Below are 14,983 nucleotides of genomic sequence, written 5' to 3' on the forward strand. Positions count from 1 at the left end.
CTTTCCCCGCTATTGAACCGGAGAACTCCCATGCTCAAACGCCCCCTGGCGCTCGCCGCCGGCCTCGTGCTGTCCTGCTGTGCCGTAGTCGCCCAGGCCGCTGATACCCTGCGGGTCAGTGCCATTCCCGACGAAGCGCCGACCGAACTGCTGCGCAAGTTCGAGCCACTGGGCAAGTACCTGTCCAAGCAGCTGGGTATGGAGGTGAAGTTCGTGCCGGTGGCAGACTACCCGGCGGTGGTCGAGTCGCTGGCCAGCAACCGCCTGGATATGGCCTGGCTGGGTGGTTTCACGTTCGTCCAGGTGCACCTGAAAGACCCGACCGCCACACCGCTGGTGCAGCGTGAGCAGGACGCACAGTTCACTTCCAAGTTCATCACCGCCAACCCGGCTGTGAAGAGCCTGGCCGACCTCAAGGGCAAGTCGTTCGCCTTCGGTTCGATCTCGTCCACCTCGGGCAGCCTGATGCCGCGCTACTTCATGCTCAAGGAAGACAACATCAAGCCTGAGAGCTACTTCAGCCGTGTGGCCTATTCCGGTGCCCACGACGCGACTGTGGCCTGGGTGCAGGCTGGCAAGGTCGACGGCGGCGTGCTCAACGCCAGCGTCTGGCAGAAACTGGTCGATGCCGGCAAGGTCGATACCAGCAAGGTCAAGGTGTTTGCCACCACGCCGGCCTACTACGACTACAACTGGACCGTGCGCGGCAACATGGACCCGGCGCTGAAAGAGAAGATCAAGCAGGCGTTCCTCGACCTCGACCCGGCCAACCCGGAGCACAAGGCGATCCTCGACCTGCAGGCGGCCAGCCGCTTCATCGAGACCAAGCCTGAGAACTACGCAGGCACAGAGCAAGCCGCACGTGAGGCCGGCCTGCTCAAGTGACTATTCATGTACACGGCGCCGGCCTGCGCCATGGCCAGGTCCGCGCGCTCGATGCCGTCAGCCTGAGCATCGCCATGGGTGAGCGGGTGGCAATCATCGGCCCTTCGGGGGCCGGCAAGTCCAGCCTGCTGCACTTGATGGCCACCGCCGTGCAGCCCAGCAGCGGGCAGCTGGAAGTGTTCGGTGAGCAGCCCTGGGCGCTGTCTGCCAGGGCGCGGCAGCGCCTGCGTGCACGGATTGGCCTGGTGCACCAGGCACCGCCACTGCCGCCACGCCAGCGCGTGGTGACGGCCGTGCTGGCAGGGCGACTGGGGCAGTGGGGCCTGCTGCGTGGCCTGCTCAACCTGGTGTACCCGACCGATGTGCCGGGCGCGCGCCAGGCCTTGGCCGAGCTGGGCCTGGCCGACAAACTGTTCGTCCAGTGCGGGCAGTTGTCCGGCGGGCAGTTGCAACGGGTCGGCATCGCCCGGGCGGTGTATCAGCGCCCGGAAGTGCTGTTGGCCGACGAGCCGGTCTCGGCCATGGACCCGGTGCTGGCCGATCACAGCCTGGCACTGCTCAATCGCCATGCCGTGGCCAATGGCGTGACGCTGGTGGCCAGCCTGCATGCGGTAGACCTGGCGCTGGCACACTTTCCGCGGGTGATCGGTATTCGTGATGGGCAGGTGGCGTTCGACTGCCCGGCCGAAGCGGTGACCAAACAATTGCTGGATGCGCTGTACGCCAACGAGCAACTGGGCTCTCCAGCGCAAGCCCAGGGACCGACCCTGACCGTGCAGATTCCACGATGCTGAAGGCCGACGCTCGCGACCCGGCTGCGTTGCCGCGTCTGTTGCTGACCTTGCTGGCGTTGGCCGTGCTGTGGCCCGGGCTGCAATTGAGCGAACTGAACCCTGGCGTTTTGCTGCAGGCGGAGAACCGGCAGCAGATCGCCAGTTTCACCAGCGCTTTTTGGCCGCCGGCCCACAGTGCCGATTTTCTCGAATTGCTGTACGACTCCACTTTGCAAACCTTGGCCGTGGCGACAGCCGGCATGGCCTTGGCACTGTTGCTGGCGGTCCCGACCAGCCTGCTGGCCAGCCGTGCGCTGTCACTGCGCGCGGCCTCACGGGGAGGCCGGGCAGGGCCGTGGTCGCGCCTGTTGCGCTTGCCTGTACGCGGTTTGCTGATATTCCTGCGTAGCGTGCCGGAGATCGTCTGGGCGCTGCTGTTCGTGCGGGCCGTGGGCCTGGGGCCGACGGCCGGGGTGCTGGCCATCGCGATCACCTATAGCGGCATGCTCGGCAAGGTCTATGCGGAAATTTTCGAATCGGTCGACCAGCGCCCGGCACATGCCTTGCTGCAGGCTGGCAGTGGCCGGTTGACGGCATTCTTCTACGGCATCCTGCCCAGCGCGTCGGCGGAGGTGGTGTCATATACCGTGTACCGCTGGGAGTGTGCCGTGCGTGCCTCGGTGGTGATGGGCTTTGTCGGTGCTGGCGGGCTGGGGCAGCAGATCGATCTGTCGATGCGCATGTTCGCCGGAGGCGAGGTGGCGAGCATGCTGCTGGCGTTTCTTGGCCTGGTGCTGCTGGCTGACCTGCTCAGCCGCTTCCTGCGCGGGAGGCTGGCATGAACCGGGTGATCAACCTGCTGGTGATCGTTGCCATCGTCGCGGCGGGGGTGGCGTCGTTCGGTTATCTGCAGCTGGACCTGCATGCCTTGGTGGGCGACGGCGGCCTGGGGCAGATGGGCGAGTATGCCGCCCGCTTCCTGCATCCGGACTTGTCCGTCGAGCACCTGCAGGCGGTAGGGCGGGGTGCCATGGAGACCCTGGCCATGTCTGGGCTGGGTACCTTGCTGGCGATGGCCCTCGGTATGCTGCTGGCATTGCCGGCGGCGGGGCGCTTCGGCTGGCCGCTGCAATCACTGGCGCGCTTGCTGCTCAATGCCTTGCGGGCCATTCCGGAGTTGGTGTGGGCTGCGTTGACGGTACTGGCGGCGGGCCTGGGGCCCAATGCTGGCACCTTGGCCTTGGCGCTGCACACTTCGGGCGTATTGGGGCGGCTGTTCGCCGAGGCGCTGGAGAATGCGCCGGCAGAGCCCGCTGCGGCCATTCGCCTGCAGGGCGGTGGGCAGGTGGCAGCGTTCTGTTTCGGCACTTTGCCGAACCTGTGGCCGCAGTTGCTCGCTTACAGCCTGTACCGCTGGGAGAACAACATTCGCATGGCCAGTGTGCTGGGCTTCGTCGGGGCAGGCGGGCTTGGGCAGATGCTCTATACCACCCTGAGCCTGTTCCAGGAGGCTCAGGCCAGTACGGTCATCATGGCGATGCTGGTATTGGTGTTGCTGGTGGATGCCTTCAGTGATCTGCTGCGCCAGCGCTATGTGCGGGCCTGACAGATAGCCAGGGCCGCTCTGCGGCCCCATTCACGACACCAACTCGGCGCACTGGGCTTCACGCTGCATCGACTCCAGATTCCGCTCGATGGTCTCGCAAATCGCATCCATCTGGATCTGATGCTCACTGAAGCGGAAGGGGCTCTGAAGATCAGTCCCTATCCGCTCGATCGCCAGCAGCATGAACCCGACCACCGTCGACGCCAGCGGTGTGAACCAGCCCAGCGACTCCACCAGCCCCACCGGCACGATCAGGCAGAACAGGGTGATGAACAGCCGTGGAAAGTACACGTAAGGGTAGGGCAGTGGGGTATTGGCGATCCGCTCCATGCCACCTTGGGCGTTGGACAGGTCCACCAGCGTCGACTCAAGCCGCGCCAGGCGAATGCTGTCCAGCCGCTCAGCCTGATATTCGCGTGCCAGCAACGCCGCCGAACCGCTGAGAATATCGTTGGCGAAGTTGTTCGAACGGTTACGCCGCTCGAACTCGCCAGGCGGAATGAACGCCATCAGCTCGTCCGGGCAGGCCTCGCCCTTCAGGTGCGCCGCCAGGCAGTTCACATAGGCGATATGCCGGCGCAGCAAGGTCGCCTTGACCGGGTTCGGTCCCTCTTCGCTGTCATCGATCAGCGTGAGCGTCTGCCGGGCGAAGCTGCGCGAATTGTTCACCAGTGCCCCCCACAAGGTCCGTGCTTCCCACCAGCGGTTGTAGGCGCTGCTGTTGCGAAAGCTCACCAGCACCACCAGCGCCGAACCCAGCAAGGTCAGCGGGATCAGCGGCAGGGTGAACTTGCTGTTGAAGAACAGCATGAAGTCGATGGTGACCAGCACGTCCCAGAGCAGCAGCCACAGTAGCGACCAGCCGATGTAGCCGAAGGTTTTGACGATCAGGCGGTATTTGCGGGCGATGACGTCTTTCACACGAGCTGCCTCGAAAAGCCGGGTATGCAGGATGGGACGTCGAGGGGCGGGTATGGTTCGTTGCTGTTCGTCCAGGGGTGTTACTGAACGTGTTCTTTATAAGCGGGAAGCGGACTACATGGCTTTCGGAAGCAGCTGACTATGCGAAGAAGCAATCGAGGAGTACCTGATGCAGGTGATGAGCGATGGCGACTCTGTCGAGCTTGCCCGGGCGCGGCTTCACATCGACAGAGCCCGGACGCGCAATGCCGTGATCAACCCAGTTGCTGTTTCATCTGCACCAACGCCACCCGCTTGCCATCCTGAGCCTGCCGCTCCTCGATGCCAAACGGTACAAAGCCAAGCTGTGGATAAAGCAGCAAACCCGCGGTGTTGTGGTTGAAGCACGACACCCAGACCTCCCGCGCCGCGAACTGTCCGCGGGCCAGGTCAATCATGCATTGCACCAGGTAACGCGCCACGCCCTGTCCGCGAGCGGCGGGGGCGACCACCACGTTGCCGAGGGCGCAGATACCGCCGTGCTCGGCCTTGTAGAAGTTGGCGAAACCGAGCACCAGGCCGTTGCCCTCGACCACGGTCGAACCGCTGCGTTGGGCGATGGCGTCGCTCAGTTGCGCAGGGGTGAGCGGGTAGGTGGCTTTGGGAAACATGTAGAACAGCTCATCCGGGCCTTGCGGGAAGCAGCAGATGGCGGGGATGTCAGCGGGCTGAACGGGGCGGTGGGCAAGATGCATGGCAGGTCCTTTTGCATGAATGTACCGGCCACATCATCAGGCCGACCGCAACCGTATCATGTTGGTTCGCAACCGTGGATCAGGGCTTGCTGGCAACCGCCACATAACCCTTGACCGCAGCAGGTGCGCTGTGTGGCTTGCCCTTGTGCGCCAGATACTGGAAGCGTCGCCATTCCTTGTCGATTTCGCTGTACGACATGAACACACTGACCCGTGCCTTGTCCGCCAAATCGGGGCGGCTGCGGGCATCGATCCCGTCTTTTGCGATGAAGGCGACGTTCATCCCGACTACCTTGCCGTCATCGGCGAACACCGGGCCTCCGGACATGCCTTTGGTGATAGGGCCGTCATGCACCGAGTAGAAGACACTGCCTGGCGTACCTTCGAGCCGTACCAGCGAGTCGAGCGTATGGCCTTTGCCCTGCACCGGCATCATCAAGCTGTTGAAGCCGACCGCCGTCACCGACTCGCCAGGCACGAACTGGCGCCACTGCGGCACCTTGCTGGCCTTGTGCTTGAAAAACACCACATCACCCAGCCCTTCATGCACCACGTTGCGCAGGAACGGGGTGTGCTTGGCGGTGACGGCGTAGTCTTCGTTCCACTGGATGGCGCTGGCCATCAGCAACATCGGGAGGGGGGCACCGGAAGTAACGACAAAAGCCTGGTCGTAGACTGGGTCTGAAACGTAAGCGGTTGGCATTCCATTGCACCCGCTCAGCAGCATCATTGCTGCCAGACAGGGCGCGGTTTTGTTCATGGGTCACGCAGTGTTAATGGATGAGGGGGCGCAACTATGGCGAAGAGCCATCACGGCATCAATACTTTTGGCATATAACCGACGAATGACAGCTTATGGCCAGTACTGGAGTCGTGGCCAATAGATTTGCTGGATGACTGGAGGGCACGTGGTCGTTGGGGTGGCGTCAAAAGGCGGGGTTGGCTTATCGGGATGAATGAGCTGGGTTGAGCTCAATTGAGCTGCATTGAGCTGGATAGCTCATTTGGCGTCTTTGGGGGCAAACCGCTGTCACTGGAGGCACTGAACGCTTAATGGCAGGCATAAAAAAACCGACCATAAGGTCGGTTTTTTCCGGATCTTGGTGCCCCGAGGGAGACTCGAACTCCCACTCCTTTCGAAAACGGATTTTGAATCCGCCGCGTCTACCAATTCCGCCATCAGGGCTTGTGGCGCGCAGTATAGAGAGGTGCTCGAGGTCGGTCAATCGGCTTTCATGGTCAATTTTCACACATTGGGCTAAACTTCCCGGCCCTGTCGAACCCGAACATCATCATGCGCGTCGCCGATTTTTCCTTCGAACTCCCCGATTCCCTGATCGCCCGCCACCCGCTGGCCGAGCGCCATGGCAGCCGTCTGCTGGTCCTCGATGGGCCGAGCGGGGCGTTGGCGCACAAGCAATTCCCCGATCTGCTCGACTATCTGCGGCCGGGTGACCTGATGGTGTTCAACAACACCCGGGTGATTCCGGCGCGGTTGTTTGGCCAGAAAGCTTCCGGTGGCAAGCTGGAAGTCCTGGTCGAGCGCGTGCTCGACAGCCACCGGGTGCTGGCCCATGTGCGTGCCAGCAAGGCGCCGAAAGAAGGCGCAGTGATCCTTATCGATGGCGGTGGCGAGGCTGAAATGGTCGCCCGCCACGACACCCTGTTCGAACTGCGCTTCACCGAAGAGGTGCTGCCATTGCTCGATCGCGTCGGCCACATGCCGTTGCCGCCGTACATCGACCGCCCCGACGAGGGCGCCGACCGTGAGCGCTACCAGACCGTGTACGCCGAACGCGCCGGTGCTGTAGCCGCGCCGACTGCCGGCCTGCACTTCGACGAAGCGCTGCTGGAGCAGATCGCCGCCAAGGGCGTCGAGCGTGCCTTCGTCACCTTGCACGTGGGGGCTGGCACTTTCCAGCCAGTGCGGGTCGACAAGATCGAAGACCACCACATGCACAAAGAGTGGCTCGAAGTGAGCCAGGACGTGGTCGATGCCATCGAGGCCTGCCGCGCCCGTGGCGGCCGGGTGATCGCAGTCGGTACCACCAGCGTGCGCTCGCTGGAGAGCGCAGCGCGCGATGGCGTGCTCAAGGCCTTCAGCGGTGATACCGACATCTTCATCTACCCGGGCCGGCCCTTCCATGTGGTCGATTGCCTGGTCACCAACTTCCACCTGCCGGAGTCCACGCTGCTGATGCTGGTCTCGGCCTTCGCCGGTTACCCCGAGACCATGGCTGCCTATGCGGCGGCGGTCACCAACGGGTACCGCTTCTTCAGTTACGGTGATGCCATGTTCATCACCCGCAATCCGGCGCCACGCGGCCCAGAGGATCAAGCATGAGTCGCACCTGTCGAATGTCGTTCGAACTGCTGGCCACCGACGGCAAGGCCCGTCGTGGCCGGCTGACCTTCCCCCGTGGCACGGTCGAGACCCCGGCGTTCATGCCGGTGGGCACCTATGGCACGGTCAAGGGCATGCTGCCGCGTGACATCGAGGCCATCGGCGCCGAAATCATCCTCGGCAACACCTTCCACCTGTGGCTGCGCCCGGGTACCGAGGTGATCAAGAAGCACAATGGCCTGCATGACTTCATGCAGTGGAAAGGCCCTATCCTTACCGATTCCGGTGGCTTCCAGGTGTTCAGCCTGGGCGCCATGCGCAAGATCAAGGAGGAGGGGGTGACCTTCGCCTCGCCCGTCGACGGCTCCAAGGTGTTCATGGGCCCGGAAGAATCCATGCAGGTGCAGCGCGACCTGGGCTCGGACATCGTCATGATCTTCGACGAGTGCACGCCGTACCCGGCCGAGCACGACGTGGCGCGCACGTCCATGGAACTGTCGCTGCGCTGGGCCCAACGCTCGAAGAATGCCCACGCCGACAACACGGCGGCACTGTTCGGTATCGTCCAGGGTGGCATGTACCAGGACCTGCGCATGCGCTCGCTGGAAGCCCTGGAAAACATCGGCTTCGACGGCCTGGCCATTGGTGGCCTGTCGGTTGGCGAGCCGAAGCACGAAATGATCAAGGTGCTCGACTACCTGCCGGGCCAGATGCCGGCTGACAAACCTCGTTACCTTATGGGGGTAGGCAAACCGGAAGATCTGGTTGAGGGTGTGCGCCGCGGCGTCGACATGTTCGACTGCGTGATGCCCACGCGCAACGCGCGCAACGGCCACCTGTTCGTCGATACAGGGGTGATCAAGATCCGCAACGCGTTCCATCGCCATGATGATTCGCCGCTGGATCCGACCTGTGATTGCTACACCTGCACCAACTTCTCCCGCGCTTATCTGCATCATCTGGACAAGTGTGGCGAAATGCTGAGCAGCATGCTGAATACCATCCACAACTTGCGCCATTACCAGCGCTTGATGGCCGGTTTACGCGAGGCTATTCAACAGGGTAAATTGGCCGCCTTTGTCGACGCCTTCTACGCCAAACGCGGGCTGCCTGTGCCGCCTTTGGACTGACTGTTCGCATCCATTATTAGAACATTACATTAGGAGTGCCCAATGAGCTTCTTGATCCCCGCCGCTTACGCGGACGCTGCAGCACCCGCCGCTGGCCCAGCCGGTACCGGTTTCGAGTGGATTTTCCTGGTCGGTTTCCTGGTCATCTTCTACCTGATGATCTGGCGCCCGCAGGCCAAGCGCGCCAAGGAACAGAAGAACCTGCTGAGCAACTTGCAGAAAGGTGACGAAGTTGTCACCAACGGCGGTATCGCTGGCAAGATCGTCAAGGTTTCCGATGACTTCGTGGTCCTGGAAGTTTCCGACACCGTCGAACTGAAGTTCCAGAAGGGTGCCATCGCGGCCACCCTGCCAAAAGGTACGCTCAAGGCTATCTGAGTTACCGGTTTCATTTTTCCAGTCGGGGCGCGCAAAGCGCCCCGCGTCTTGAACGGGCGGCGTGATGCTGAACAAATACCCTCTGTGGAAATACGCACTGATCCTGGTGGTACTGGCGATCGGTTTCATTTATTCCGCTCCCAACCTCTACCCGGATGATCCGGCGGTGCAGATCAGCGGTGCCAGCTCGGCGCTGCAGGTCAACCAGGCCGACCTCGATCGCGTCAGCAAGGCGCTGGTCGATGCCGGTATCACCGTCAAGGGCGCGAGCCTGGGTGAGAAGGGCAGTGGGCTGATTCGCCTGACCAACCAGGAAGATCAGCTGCCAGCCAAGGATGTCGTGCGCAAGGCACTGGGCGATGATTATGTCGTGGCCCTGAACCTGGCCCAGACGACCCCGCAATGGCTGCGCAACCTGGGTGCAAGCCCGATGAAGCTGGGCCTGGACCTGTCCGGTGGTGTGCACTTCCTGCTGGAAGTGGACATGGACAAGGCGATGAGCGCCCGCATGAAAGTCTACGAAGGCGAGGTCAAGTCCTTGCTGCGCAAAGAGCGCATCCGCTACCGCAGCCTGCCGCAGCAGGATGGCGGCGTGATGCTGGGCTTCGCTGACGATGCTACCCGCGAACAGGCACGCGCCCTGATCCGCAAGAATTTCAATGACTTCGACCTGACCACCACCGAGCGCAACGAGCTCGCCGTGCTGCGTCTGGCGCTGACCCAGGCGAAAGTCGCCGAGATCCGCGAGTACTCGATCAAGCAGAACCTGACCACCGTCCGCAACCGTGTGAACGAACTGGGCGTGGCCGAGCCGCTGGTCCAGCGCCAGGGCGCCAACCGCATCGTGGTCGAGCTGCCGGGCGTGCAGGACACCGCCGAAGCCAAGCGTATCCTCGGCAAGACCGCCAACCTGGAGTTCCGCTTCGGTGCCGAGCCGGGCGCTTCCAAGGCCACTACCGAGGTCTTCGAATTCCGTGAAGGCAACCGTTCCGCTGCCGTCGAGCGCGGCCTGATCATTACCGGTGACCAGGTGACCGATGCCCAGGCCAGCTTCGACGAGCATGGCCGGCCGCAGGTGAACATTCGCCTGGATGGCCACGGTGGCGAGCTGATGAGCCGCGCCACCCGCAGCAACGTTGGCCGTAGCATGGCGGTGATCTTCATCGAGCAGAAGCCGGTCACTCGCTACGTCAAGCAGACTGTCGATGGCGTCGAGAAAGACGTTGCCGTACAGAGCTTCCAGGAAGAGAAGAAGATCATCAGCCTGGCGACCATCCAGTCGCCACTGGGCAGCCAGTTCCGTATCACCGGCCTGAACGGCCAGGGTGAGTCGTCGGAGCTGGCCCTGCTGCTGCGCGCCGGTGGTCTGGCTGCGCCGATGTACTTCGCCGAAGAACGTACCATTGGTCCAAGCCTGGGTGCCGACAACATCACCAAGGGTATCGATGCGTCGCTGTGGGGCATGCTGTTCGTCTCGCTGTTCATCATCGCCATCTACCGCGGCTTCGGCGTGATCGCCACCATTGCCCTGGCGGGCAACATGGTCCTGCTGCTGGCGCTGATGTCGTTGCTGGGCGCGACCCTGACCCTGCCAGGTATCGCCGGTATCGTGTTGACCATGGGTATGGCGGTGGACGCCAACGTACTGATCTTCTCGCGTATCCGTGAGGAGCTGAATGCCGGTATGTCGGTGCAGCGCGCCATCCACGAAGGTTTCAACCGCGCCTATACCGCGATCATCGACGCCAACCTGACCAGCCTGCTGGTCGGCGGCATCCTGTTCGCCATGGGTACCGGCCCGGTCAAGGGCTTCGCGGTCACCATGTCCCTCGGGATTTTCACCTCGATGTTCACCGCCGTCATGGTGACCCGTGCAATGGTCAACCTGACCTGCGGCGGGCGTGACATCAAGAAGCTGTGGGTTTGAGGGAGCTGCGATGAAAACCATCAACTTCATGGGCGTGCGCAATGTCGCGTTCGCCGTCACCGTGCTCCTCACCGTGCTGGCACTGTTCAGCTGGTGGCAGAAGGGTCTGAACTTTGGCCTGGACTTCACCGGCGGTACGCTGATCGAGCTGACCTACGAGCGCCCGGCCGACCTCAAGGCGGTCCGTGCCGAGCTGGTCGATTCCGGCTTCCACGAGGCCGTGGTGCAGAGCTTTGGCGCCACCACCGACCTGCTGGTGCGCATGCCGGGCGATGATCCGCAACTGGGCAACAAGGTTGCTGCTGCGCTGCAGAAGGTCGGTGGCGACAACCCCGCTACCATCAAGCGCGTCGAGTTCGTCGGGCCGCAGGTGGGTGAAGAGCTGCGCGACCAGGGCGGCCTCGGCATGCTCCTGGCACTGGGTGGCATCCTCATCTACCTGGCTTTCCGCTTCCAGTGGAAGTTCGCCGTGGGCGCGATCGTCTCGCTGATCCACGACGTGGTGGTGACCCTGGGTATCCTGTCGTTCTTCCAGATCACCTTCGACCTGACGGTGCTGGCGGCGGTACTGGCAATCATCGGCTACTCGCTGAACGACACCATCGTCGTCTTCGACCGTGTACGTGAGAACTTCCGGGTGATGCGCAAGGCCTCGCTGATCGAGAACATCAACGTCTCGACCACCCAGACCCTGCTGCGCACCATCGCCACCTCGGTGTCGACCTTGCTGGCAATTGCCGCATTGCTGTTCTTTGGTGGTGACAACCTGTTCGGCTTCTCGCTGGCACTGTTCATCGGTGTCATGGCCGGTACCTACTCGTCGATCTACATCGCCAACGTGGTACTGATCTGGCTGAACCTGAACAGCGAAGACCTGATTCCGCCTGCGAAAAACGAAGGTGTGGATGACCGTCCTTAAGGATTAGTCCTACGCCGTTCGGCGACCAAAAAGGCGCGAGTGTTGAACTCGCGCCTTTTTTTTCGCTCCAAGGCTGGGAGAAGGCGGGAAGGCTCCCGCGGGCAGGATCAGGAGGTTCATGTGAACAAATCAATGCTGGTAGGTGCTGTACTGGGTGCTGTCGGTGTGACTGCCGGAGGTGCTGTCGCAACCTACAGCTTGGTGAACAAGGGGCCTGAGTACGCCCAGGTCACCGACGTGCAACCGATCAAGCAACAGGTCAAGACCCCGCGCGAGGTCTGCAAGGACGTCACCGTTACGCGTCAGGCGCCGGTCAAGGACCAGCACCAGATCGCCGGTACCGTGGTCGGTGCCCTGGCCGGCGGCCTGCTGGGTAACCAGATCGGCGGCGGTACTGGCAAGAAGATCGCCACCGTGGCCGGTGCGGTCGGTGGTGGTTATGCCGGTAACAAGGTGCAGGAAGGCATGCAGGAGCGTGACACCTACACGACCACGCAAACCCGCTGCAACACGGTCAACGACATCAGCGAGAAGGTGGTGGGCTACAACGTCAAGTACACCATTGGCGACCAGGTCGGCCAGGTGAAGATGGACCGCGAGCCGGGTTCGACCATTCCGCTGGACAAGAATGGCAAGCTGATCCTGAGCGAAGCGGGTCAGTAAGCGGCAGGCACAAAAAAAGCACCTCAATAGGTGCTTTTTTTGTGCCTGCAATCCGCGCTTAGCGCTTCATGTGCTCTGGCAGGTGTGGCTGGATAGCGGTCAGTACGGCCTTGAAGCACTTGATGTTGCCTGCAACGATGTGGCCCTTGTCGAGGAAGTCATGGCCACCGTTGAAGTCGCTCACCAGGCCACCGGCTTCCTGGATCAGCAGCACGCCGGCCGCCATGTCCCACTCGGACAGGCCCGACTCCCAGAAGGCGTCGAAACGGCCGGCAGCCACATAAGCCAGGTCCAGGCTGGCGGAGCCGGCGCGGCGGATGCCGGCGGTCTGGCCAGTCAGGGCGCGGAACATGCCCAGGTAGTTGTCCATGTCGGCCATCTGGTTGTCACGGAACGGGAAGCCGGTGCCCAGCAGGGCGCCGTCCAGGCTGGTGCGCGAGCTGACGCGCAGGCGACGGCCATTGAGCTGGGCGCCGCGGCCGCGGCTGGCGGTGAATTCTTCCTGGCGAACCGGGTCGACGATCACGGCATGCTCAAGGCGGCCGCGGTATTTGCAGGCGATGCTGACAGCGAAGTGCGGGATGCCACGCAGGAAGTTGGTGGTGCCGTCCAGCGGATCGATGATCCACAGGTAGTCCTTGCCTTCTTCGCCGGTGCCGGCGTGCAGGCCGGTTTCTTCACCTTGAATGGAGTGGTTCGGGTAGGCCTTGCGCAGGGCGTTGACGATGCTCTGCTCGGCGGCACGATCCACTTCGGAGACGTAGTCCTTGGCCTCTTTCTCGTCGACCTTGATGCTATCCAGGCGTTCGATGGAGCGGAAAATCAGTTCACTGGCGCTGCGAGCGGCGCGCAGGGCGATATTCAGCATAGGCTGCATGGGCGGGTCACCTGGAGATGTTAAAGAAGAAAGCCGGACATTCTAACAGAAAAGTCTGGCGGCAGAAGTGTCACATTTGCTTTCGTGGCGTTACGCTGGTCGGTTCTGTAAGATCGTTTTCCCCCAAACCTGCATCTGAGAGCACAACACCTTGCTGCAAAATATTCGTGTTGTTCTGGTCAATACCAGCCACCCCGGCAACATCGGCGGCGCTGCGCGTGCCATGAAAAACATGGGCTTGTCGCGTCTGGTGCTGGTGCAGCCAAAAGAGTTCCCGTCCGGCGACGCCACCGCGCGGGCTTCGGGCGCCGACGATATCCTGGCCAATGCCCAGGTGGTCGACAGCCTTGAAGACGCGTTGGTCGGGTGCAATCTGGTCATGGGCACCAGTGCTCGTGAGCGCAGCATCCCCTGGCCGTTGATCGACCCGCGCGAATGCGGGGCCAAGGCCGTGGAGCACGCCAACGGTGGTGAAGAGATCGCCCTGGTGTTCGGGCGCGAGCACGCCGGCCTGACCAACGAAGAACTGCAGCGATGTCACTTCCACGTGCACATTCCCTCGAACCCCGACTTCAGCTCGCTGAACCTTGCCGCCGCAGTCCAGGTGCTCTCCTATGAGGTGCGCATGGCCTGGCTGGCAGCCGAAGGCGCGCCGACCAAGGTCGAGAAGTTCGACGCCAACTCGCTGCGCAGCAACGAGCTGGCGACCATGGACGAAATGGAGCTGTTCTACGAACACCTGGAGAAAACCCTGGTGGACATCGGCTTCCTCGACCCCGAGAAGCCCAAGCACCTGATGCCGCGCCTGCGCCGGCTGTACGGGCGCAGCTCGGTCAATCGTTCGGAAATGAGCATTTTGCGCGGCATCCTCACCGAGACCCAGAAGGTCGCCCGGGGTGAGCCGCATAAACGGAAGGACTGACAGATGTTCGAACGTCTGCGTGAAGATATCCAGAGCGTATTCCATCGTGACCCGGCGGCGCGCAATGCCTTCGAGGTGCTGACCTGCTACCCGGGCATGCACGCCATCTGGCTGCACCGCCTGGGCAGCGCCTTGTGGAAACGTGACTTCAAGTGGCTGGCGCGGCTGGTGTCGAACTTCGGCCGCTGGATGACCGGTATCGAGATTCACCCTGGCGCGACCATCGGTCGGCGCTTCTTCATCGACCACGGCATGGGCATCGTCATCGGTGAAACCGCCGAGATCGGCGACGATGTCACCCTTTATCAAGGTGTGACCCTGGGCGGCACCAGCTGGAACAAAGGCAAGCGCCACCCGACCCTGGAGAACGGTGTGGTGGTAGGGGCGGGTGCCAAGGTGCTCGGCCCGTTCACCGTCGGTGCGGGGGCCAAGATCGGCTCCAATGCCGTGGTGACCAAGGCAGTGCCGGCCGGCGCCACTGCGGTTGGCATCCCGGGGCGGATCATCGTCAGGAACAGCGAGGACACCGAACTCGAGGCCAGGCGCAAGGCCATGGCCGAGAAGATCGGCTTCGATGCCTACGGTGTCAGCGGTGACATGCCAGACCCGGTAGCCCGTGCCATCGGTCAGATGCTCGATCATCTGCAGGCGGTCGACGAGCGTCTGGAGGGTATGTGTGGCGCGTTGACCAAGATGGGCAGTGACTATTGTGCCAAGGAACTGCCGAAGCTGCCGGAAGATGACTTCGTGATCGAAACCCAGGCGGCCCAGCGCGACACTCAGTCGCATTGATTGCGCCGCAGTGAAGTCACTCTGACATATGGGGCGTGTGCTCACGCCCCATTGCTGCTACACTCGCGCCCGCCTCCCTGATGCAAACCCGACTAAAGCAGTAGGTCTAATA

General features: G+C 62.5%; 16 protein-coding genes and 1 tRNA gene. 12 read left to right on the forward strand and 5 right to left on the reverse strand.

Annotation, left to right across the window (positions count from 1 at the left end):
- The first annotated feature begins 30 nt into the window (after positions 1-30).
- From ACQKPS_RS08520 to phnE, 4 genes are read left to right on the forward strand one after another with little or no spacing between them, the layout of a single operon-like run.
- Positions 31-885, forward strand: a complete 855-nt coding sequence (locus ACQKPS_RS08520; protein WP_186604289.1) for a putative selenate ABC transporter substrate-binding protein — start codon at positions 31-33, stop codon at positions 883-885.
- On the forward strand, positions 882-1,679 hold the full coding sequence (locus ACQKPS_RS08525) for a phosphonate ABC transporter ATP-binding protein (protein ID WP_427603619.1): 798 nt from the start codon (positions 882-884) through the stop codon (positions 1,677-1,679). Before ACQKPS_RS08520 ends, ACQKPS_RS08525 begins: the two co-directional genes overlap by 4 nt.
- Positions 1,673-2,500, forward strand: a complete 828-nt coding sequence (locus tag ACQKPS_RS08530) for a PhnE/PtxC family ABC transporter permease (RefSeq protein WP_254483284.1) — start codon at positions 1,673-1,675, stop codon at positions 2,498-2,500. Before ACQKPS_RS08525 ends, ACQKPS_RS08530 begins: the two co-directional genes overlap by 7 nt.
- Entirely contained in the window at positions 2,497-3,264 is a 768-nt protein-coding gene (phnE, locus tag ACQKPS_RS08535) for a phosphonate ABC transporter, permease protein PhnE (protein ID WP_427603622.1), read from the forward strand. Before ACQKPS_RS08530 ends, phnE begins: the two co-directional genes overlap by 4 nt.
- A gap of 30 nt (positions 3,265-3,294) precedes the next feature.
- Here phnE and ACQKPS_RS08540 read toward each other — a convergent pair whose 3' ends face one another.
- The 4 genes from ACQKPS_RS08540 to ACQKPS_RS08555 form a co-directional block, all read right to left on the reverse strand.
- On the reverse strand, positions 3,295-4,185 hold the full coding sequence (locus ACQKPS_RS08540; protein ID WP_427603624.1) for a bestrophin family protein: 891 nt from the start codon (positions 4,183-4,185) through the stop codon (positions 3,295-3,297).
- Positions 4,186-4,439: 254 nt separating this feature from the next.
- Positions 4,440-4,919, reverse strand: coding sequence for an N-acetyltransferase family protein (locus ACQKPS_RS08545; RefSeq protein WP_427603626.1), 480 nt, complete (start codon positions 4,917-4,919; stop codon positions 4,440-4,442).
- A gap of 79 nt (positions 4,920-4,998) precedes the next feature.
- Positions 4,999-5,646 carry a trypsin-like peptidase domain-containing protein gene (locus ACQKPS_RS08550; protein WP_254485524.1) on the reverse strand — a complete coding sequence of 216 codons (648 nt, stop codon included), beginning with the start codon at positions 5,644-5,646 and terminating at the stop codon, positions 4,999-5,001.
- Between the two features lie 374 nt (positions 5,647-6,020).
- Positions 6,021-6,105, reverse strand: a tRNA-Leu gene (locus tag ACQKPS_RS08555).
- Between the two features lie 108 nt (positions 6,106-6,213).
- On the opposite strand from ACQKPS_RS08555, the gene queA reads away from it, so the two are divergent.
- The 6 genes from queA (at position 6,214) to ACQKPS_RS08585 (ending at position 12,280) form a co-directional block, all read left to right on the forward strand.
- Complete coding sequence (gene queA, locus ACQKPS_RS08560; protein ID WP_313203119.1) at positions 6,214-7,263, forward strand: tRNA preQ1(34) S-adenosylmethionine ribosyltransferase-isomerase QueA; 1,050 nt, start codon at positions 6,214-6,216, stop codon at positions 7,261-7,263.
- A gap of 14 nt (positions 7,264-7,277) precedes the next feature.
- A complete protein-coding gene (tgt, locus tag ACQKPS_RS08565) occupies positions 7,278-8,393 on the forward strand; it encodes a tRNA guanosine(34) transglycosylase Tgt (protein WP_176510082.1) in 1,116 nt (371 codons plus the stop codon).
- 42 nt (positions 8,394-8,435) lie between these two features.
- The gene (yajC, locus tag ACQKPS_RS08570; RefSeq protein ID WP_008092587.1) at positions 8,436-8,771 is read left to right on the forward strand and encodes a preprotein translocase subunit YajC; all 336 of its coding nucleotides are present in this window, start codon (positions 8,436-8,438) and stop codon (positions 8,769-8,771) included.
- A 64-nt stretch (positions 8,772-8,835) separates the two neighbouring features.
- Positions 8,836-10,698 carry a protein translocase subunit SecD gene (gene secD / locus ACQKPS_RS08575; RefSeq protein WP_254483313.1) on the forward strand — a complete coding sequence of 621 codons (1,863 nt, stop codon included), beginning with the start codon at positions 8,836-8,838 and terminating at the stop codon, positions 10,696-10,698.
- Positions 10,699-10,708: 10 nt separating this feature from the next.
- The gene (gene secF / locus ACQKPS_RS08580) at positions 10,709-11,617 is read left to right on the forward strand and encodes a protein translocase subunit SecF (protein ID WP_054887557.1); all 909 of its coding nucleotides are present in this window, start codon (positions 10,709-10,711) and stop codon (positions 11,615-11,617) included.
- 120 nt (positions 11,618-11,737) lie between these two features.
- Entirely contained in the window at positions 11,738-12,280 is a 543-nt protein-coding gene (locus ACQKPS_RS08585; RefSeq protein ID WP_313203118.1) for a glycine zipper 2TM domain-containing protein, read from the forward strand.
- Between the two features lie 58 nt (positions 12,281-12,338).
- Here ACQKPS_RS08585 and suhB read toward each other — a convergent pair whose 3' ends face one another.
- Positions 12,339-13,157 carry an inositol-phosphate phosphatase gene (suhB, locus tag ACQKPS_RS08590; RefSeq protein ID WP_016393981.1) on the reverse strand — a complete coding sequence of 273 codons (819 nt, stop codon included), beginning with the start codon at positions 13,155-13,157 and terminating at the stop codon, positions 12,339-12,341.
- A 151-nt stretch (positions 13,158-13,308) separates the two neighbouring features.
- Here suhB and trmJ point away from each other — a divergent pair, with 151 nt between their 5' ends.
- Together trmJ and cysE are read left to right on the forward strand one after the other, a co-directional pair.
- Positions 13,309-14,079: a tRNA (cytosine(32)/uridine(32)-2'-O)-methyltransferase TrmJ gene (trmJ, locus tag ACQKPS_RS08595; RefSeq protein ID WP_176510064.1), complete on the forward strand. Its 771-nt coding sequence runs from the start codon at positions 13,309-13,311 to the stop codon at positions 14,077-14,079.
- A 3-nt stretch (positions 14,080-14,082) separates the two neighbouring features.
- Complete coding sequence (gene cysE, locus ACQKPS_RS08600) at positions 14,083-14,871, forward strand: serine O-acetyltransferase (RefSeq protein WP_427603631.1); 789 nt, start codon at positions 14,083-14,085, stop codon at positions 14,869-14,871.
- The last annotated feature ends 112 nt before the right edge of the window (positions 14,872-14,983 follow it).

The sequence above is a fragment of the Pseudomonas sp. NPDC086566 genome (genome assembly GCF_050280885.1).
Taxonomy (GTDB): Bacteria; Pseudomonadota; Gammaproteobacteria; order Pseudomonadales; family Pseudomonadaceae; genus Aquipseudomonas; species Aquipseudomonas vlassakiae.

Bases quoted from the DNA above. Each gene is read 5' to 3' on its own strand.
- secD (WP_254483313.1), top strand. From the start codon at position 8,836: ATGCTGAACAAATACCCTCTGTGGAAATACGCACTGATCCTGGTGGTA.
- cysE (WP_427603631.1), top strand. From the start codon at position 14,083: ATGTTCGAACGTCTGCGTGAAGATATCCAGAGCGTATTCCATCGTGAC.
- phnE (WP_427603622.1), top strand. From the start codon at position 2,497: ATGAACCGGGTGATCAACCTGCTGGTGATCGTTGCCATCGTCGCGGCG.
- queA (WP_313203119.1), top strand. From the start codon at position 6,214: ATGCGCGTCGCCGATTTTTCCTTCGAACTCCCCGATTCCCTGATCGCC.
- tgt (WP_176510082.1), top strand. From the start codon at position 7,278: ATGTCGTTCGAACTGCTGGCCACCGACGGCAAGGCCCGTCGTGGCCGG.
- secF (WP_054887557.1), top strand. From the start codon at position 10,709: ATGAAAACCATCAACTTCATGGGCGTGCGCAATGTCGCGTTCGCCGTC.
- ACQKPS_RS08530 (WP_254483284.1), top strand. From the start codon at position 1,673: ATGCTGAAGGCCGACGCTCGCGACCCGGCTGCGTTGCCGCGTCTGTTG.
- ACQKPS_RS08545 (WP_427603626.1), bottom strand. From the start codon at position 4,919: ATGCATCTTGCCCACCGCCCCGTTCAGCCCGCTGACATCCCCGCCATC.
- ACQKPS_RS08520 (WP_186604289.1), top strand. From the start codon at position 31: ATGCTCAAACGCCCCCTGGCGCTCGCCGCCGGCCTCGTGCTGTCCTGC.
- suhB (WP_016393981.1), bottom strand. From the start codon at position 13,157: ATGCAGCCTATGCTGAATATCGCCCTGCGCGCCGCTCGCAGCGCCAGT.
- yajC (WP_008092587.1), top strand. From the start codon at position 8,436: ATGAGCTTCTTGATCCCCGCCGCTTACGCGGACGCTGCAGCACCCGCC.
- ACQKPS_RS08550 (WP_254485524.1), bottom strand. From the start codon at position 5,646: ATGCTGCTGAGCGGGTGCAATGGAATGCCAACCGCTTACGTTTCAGAC.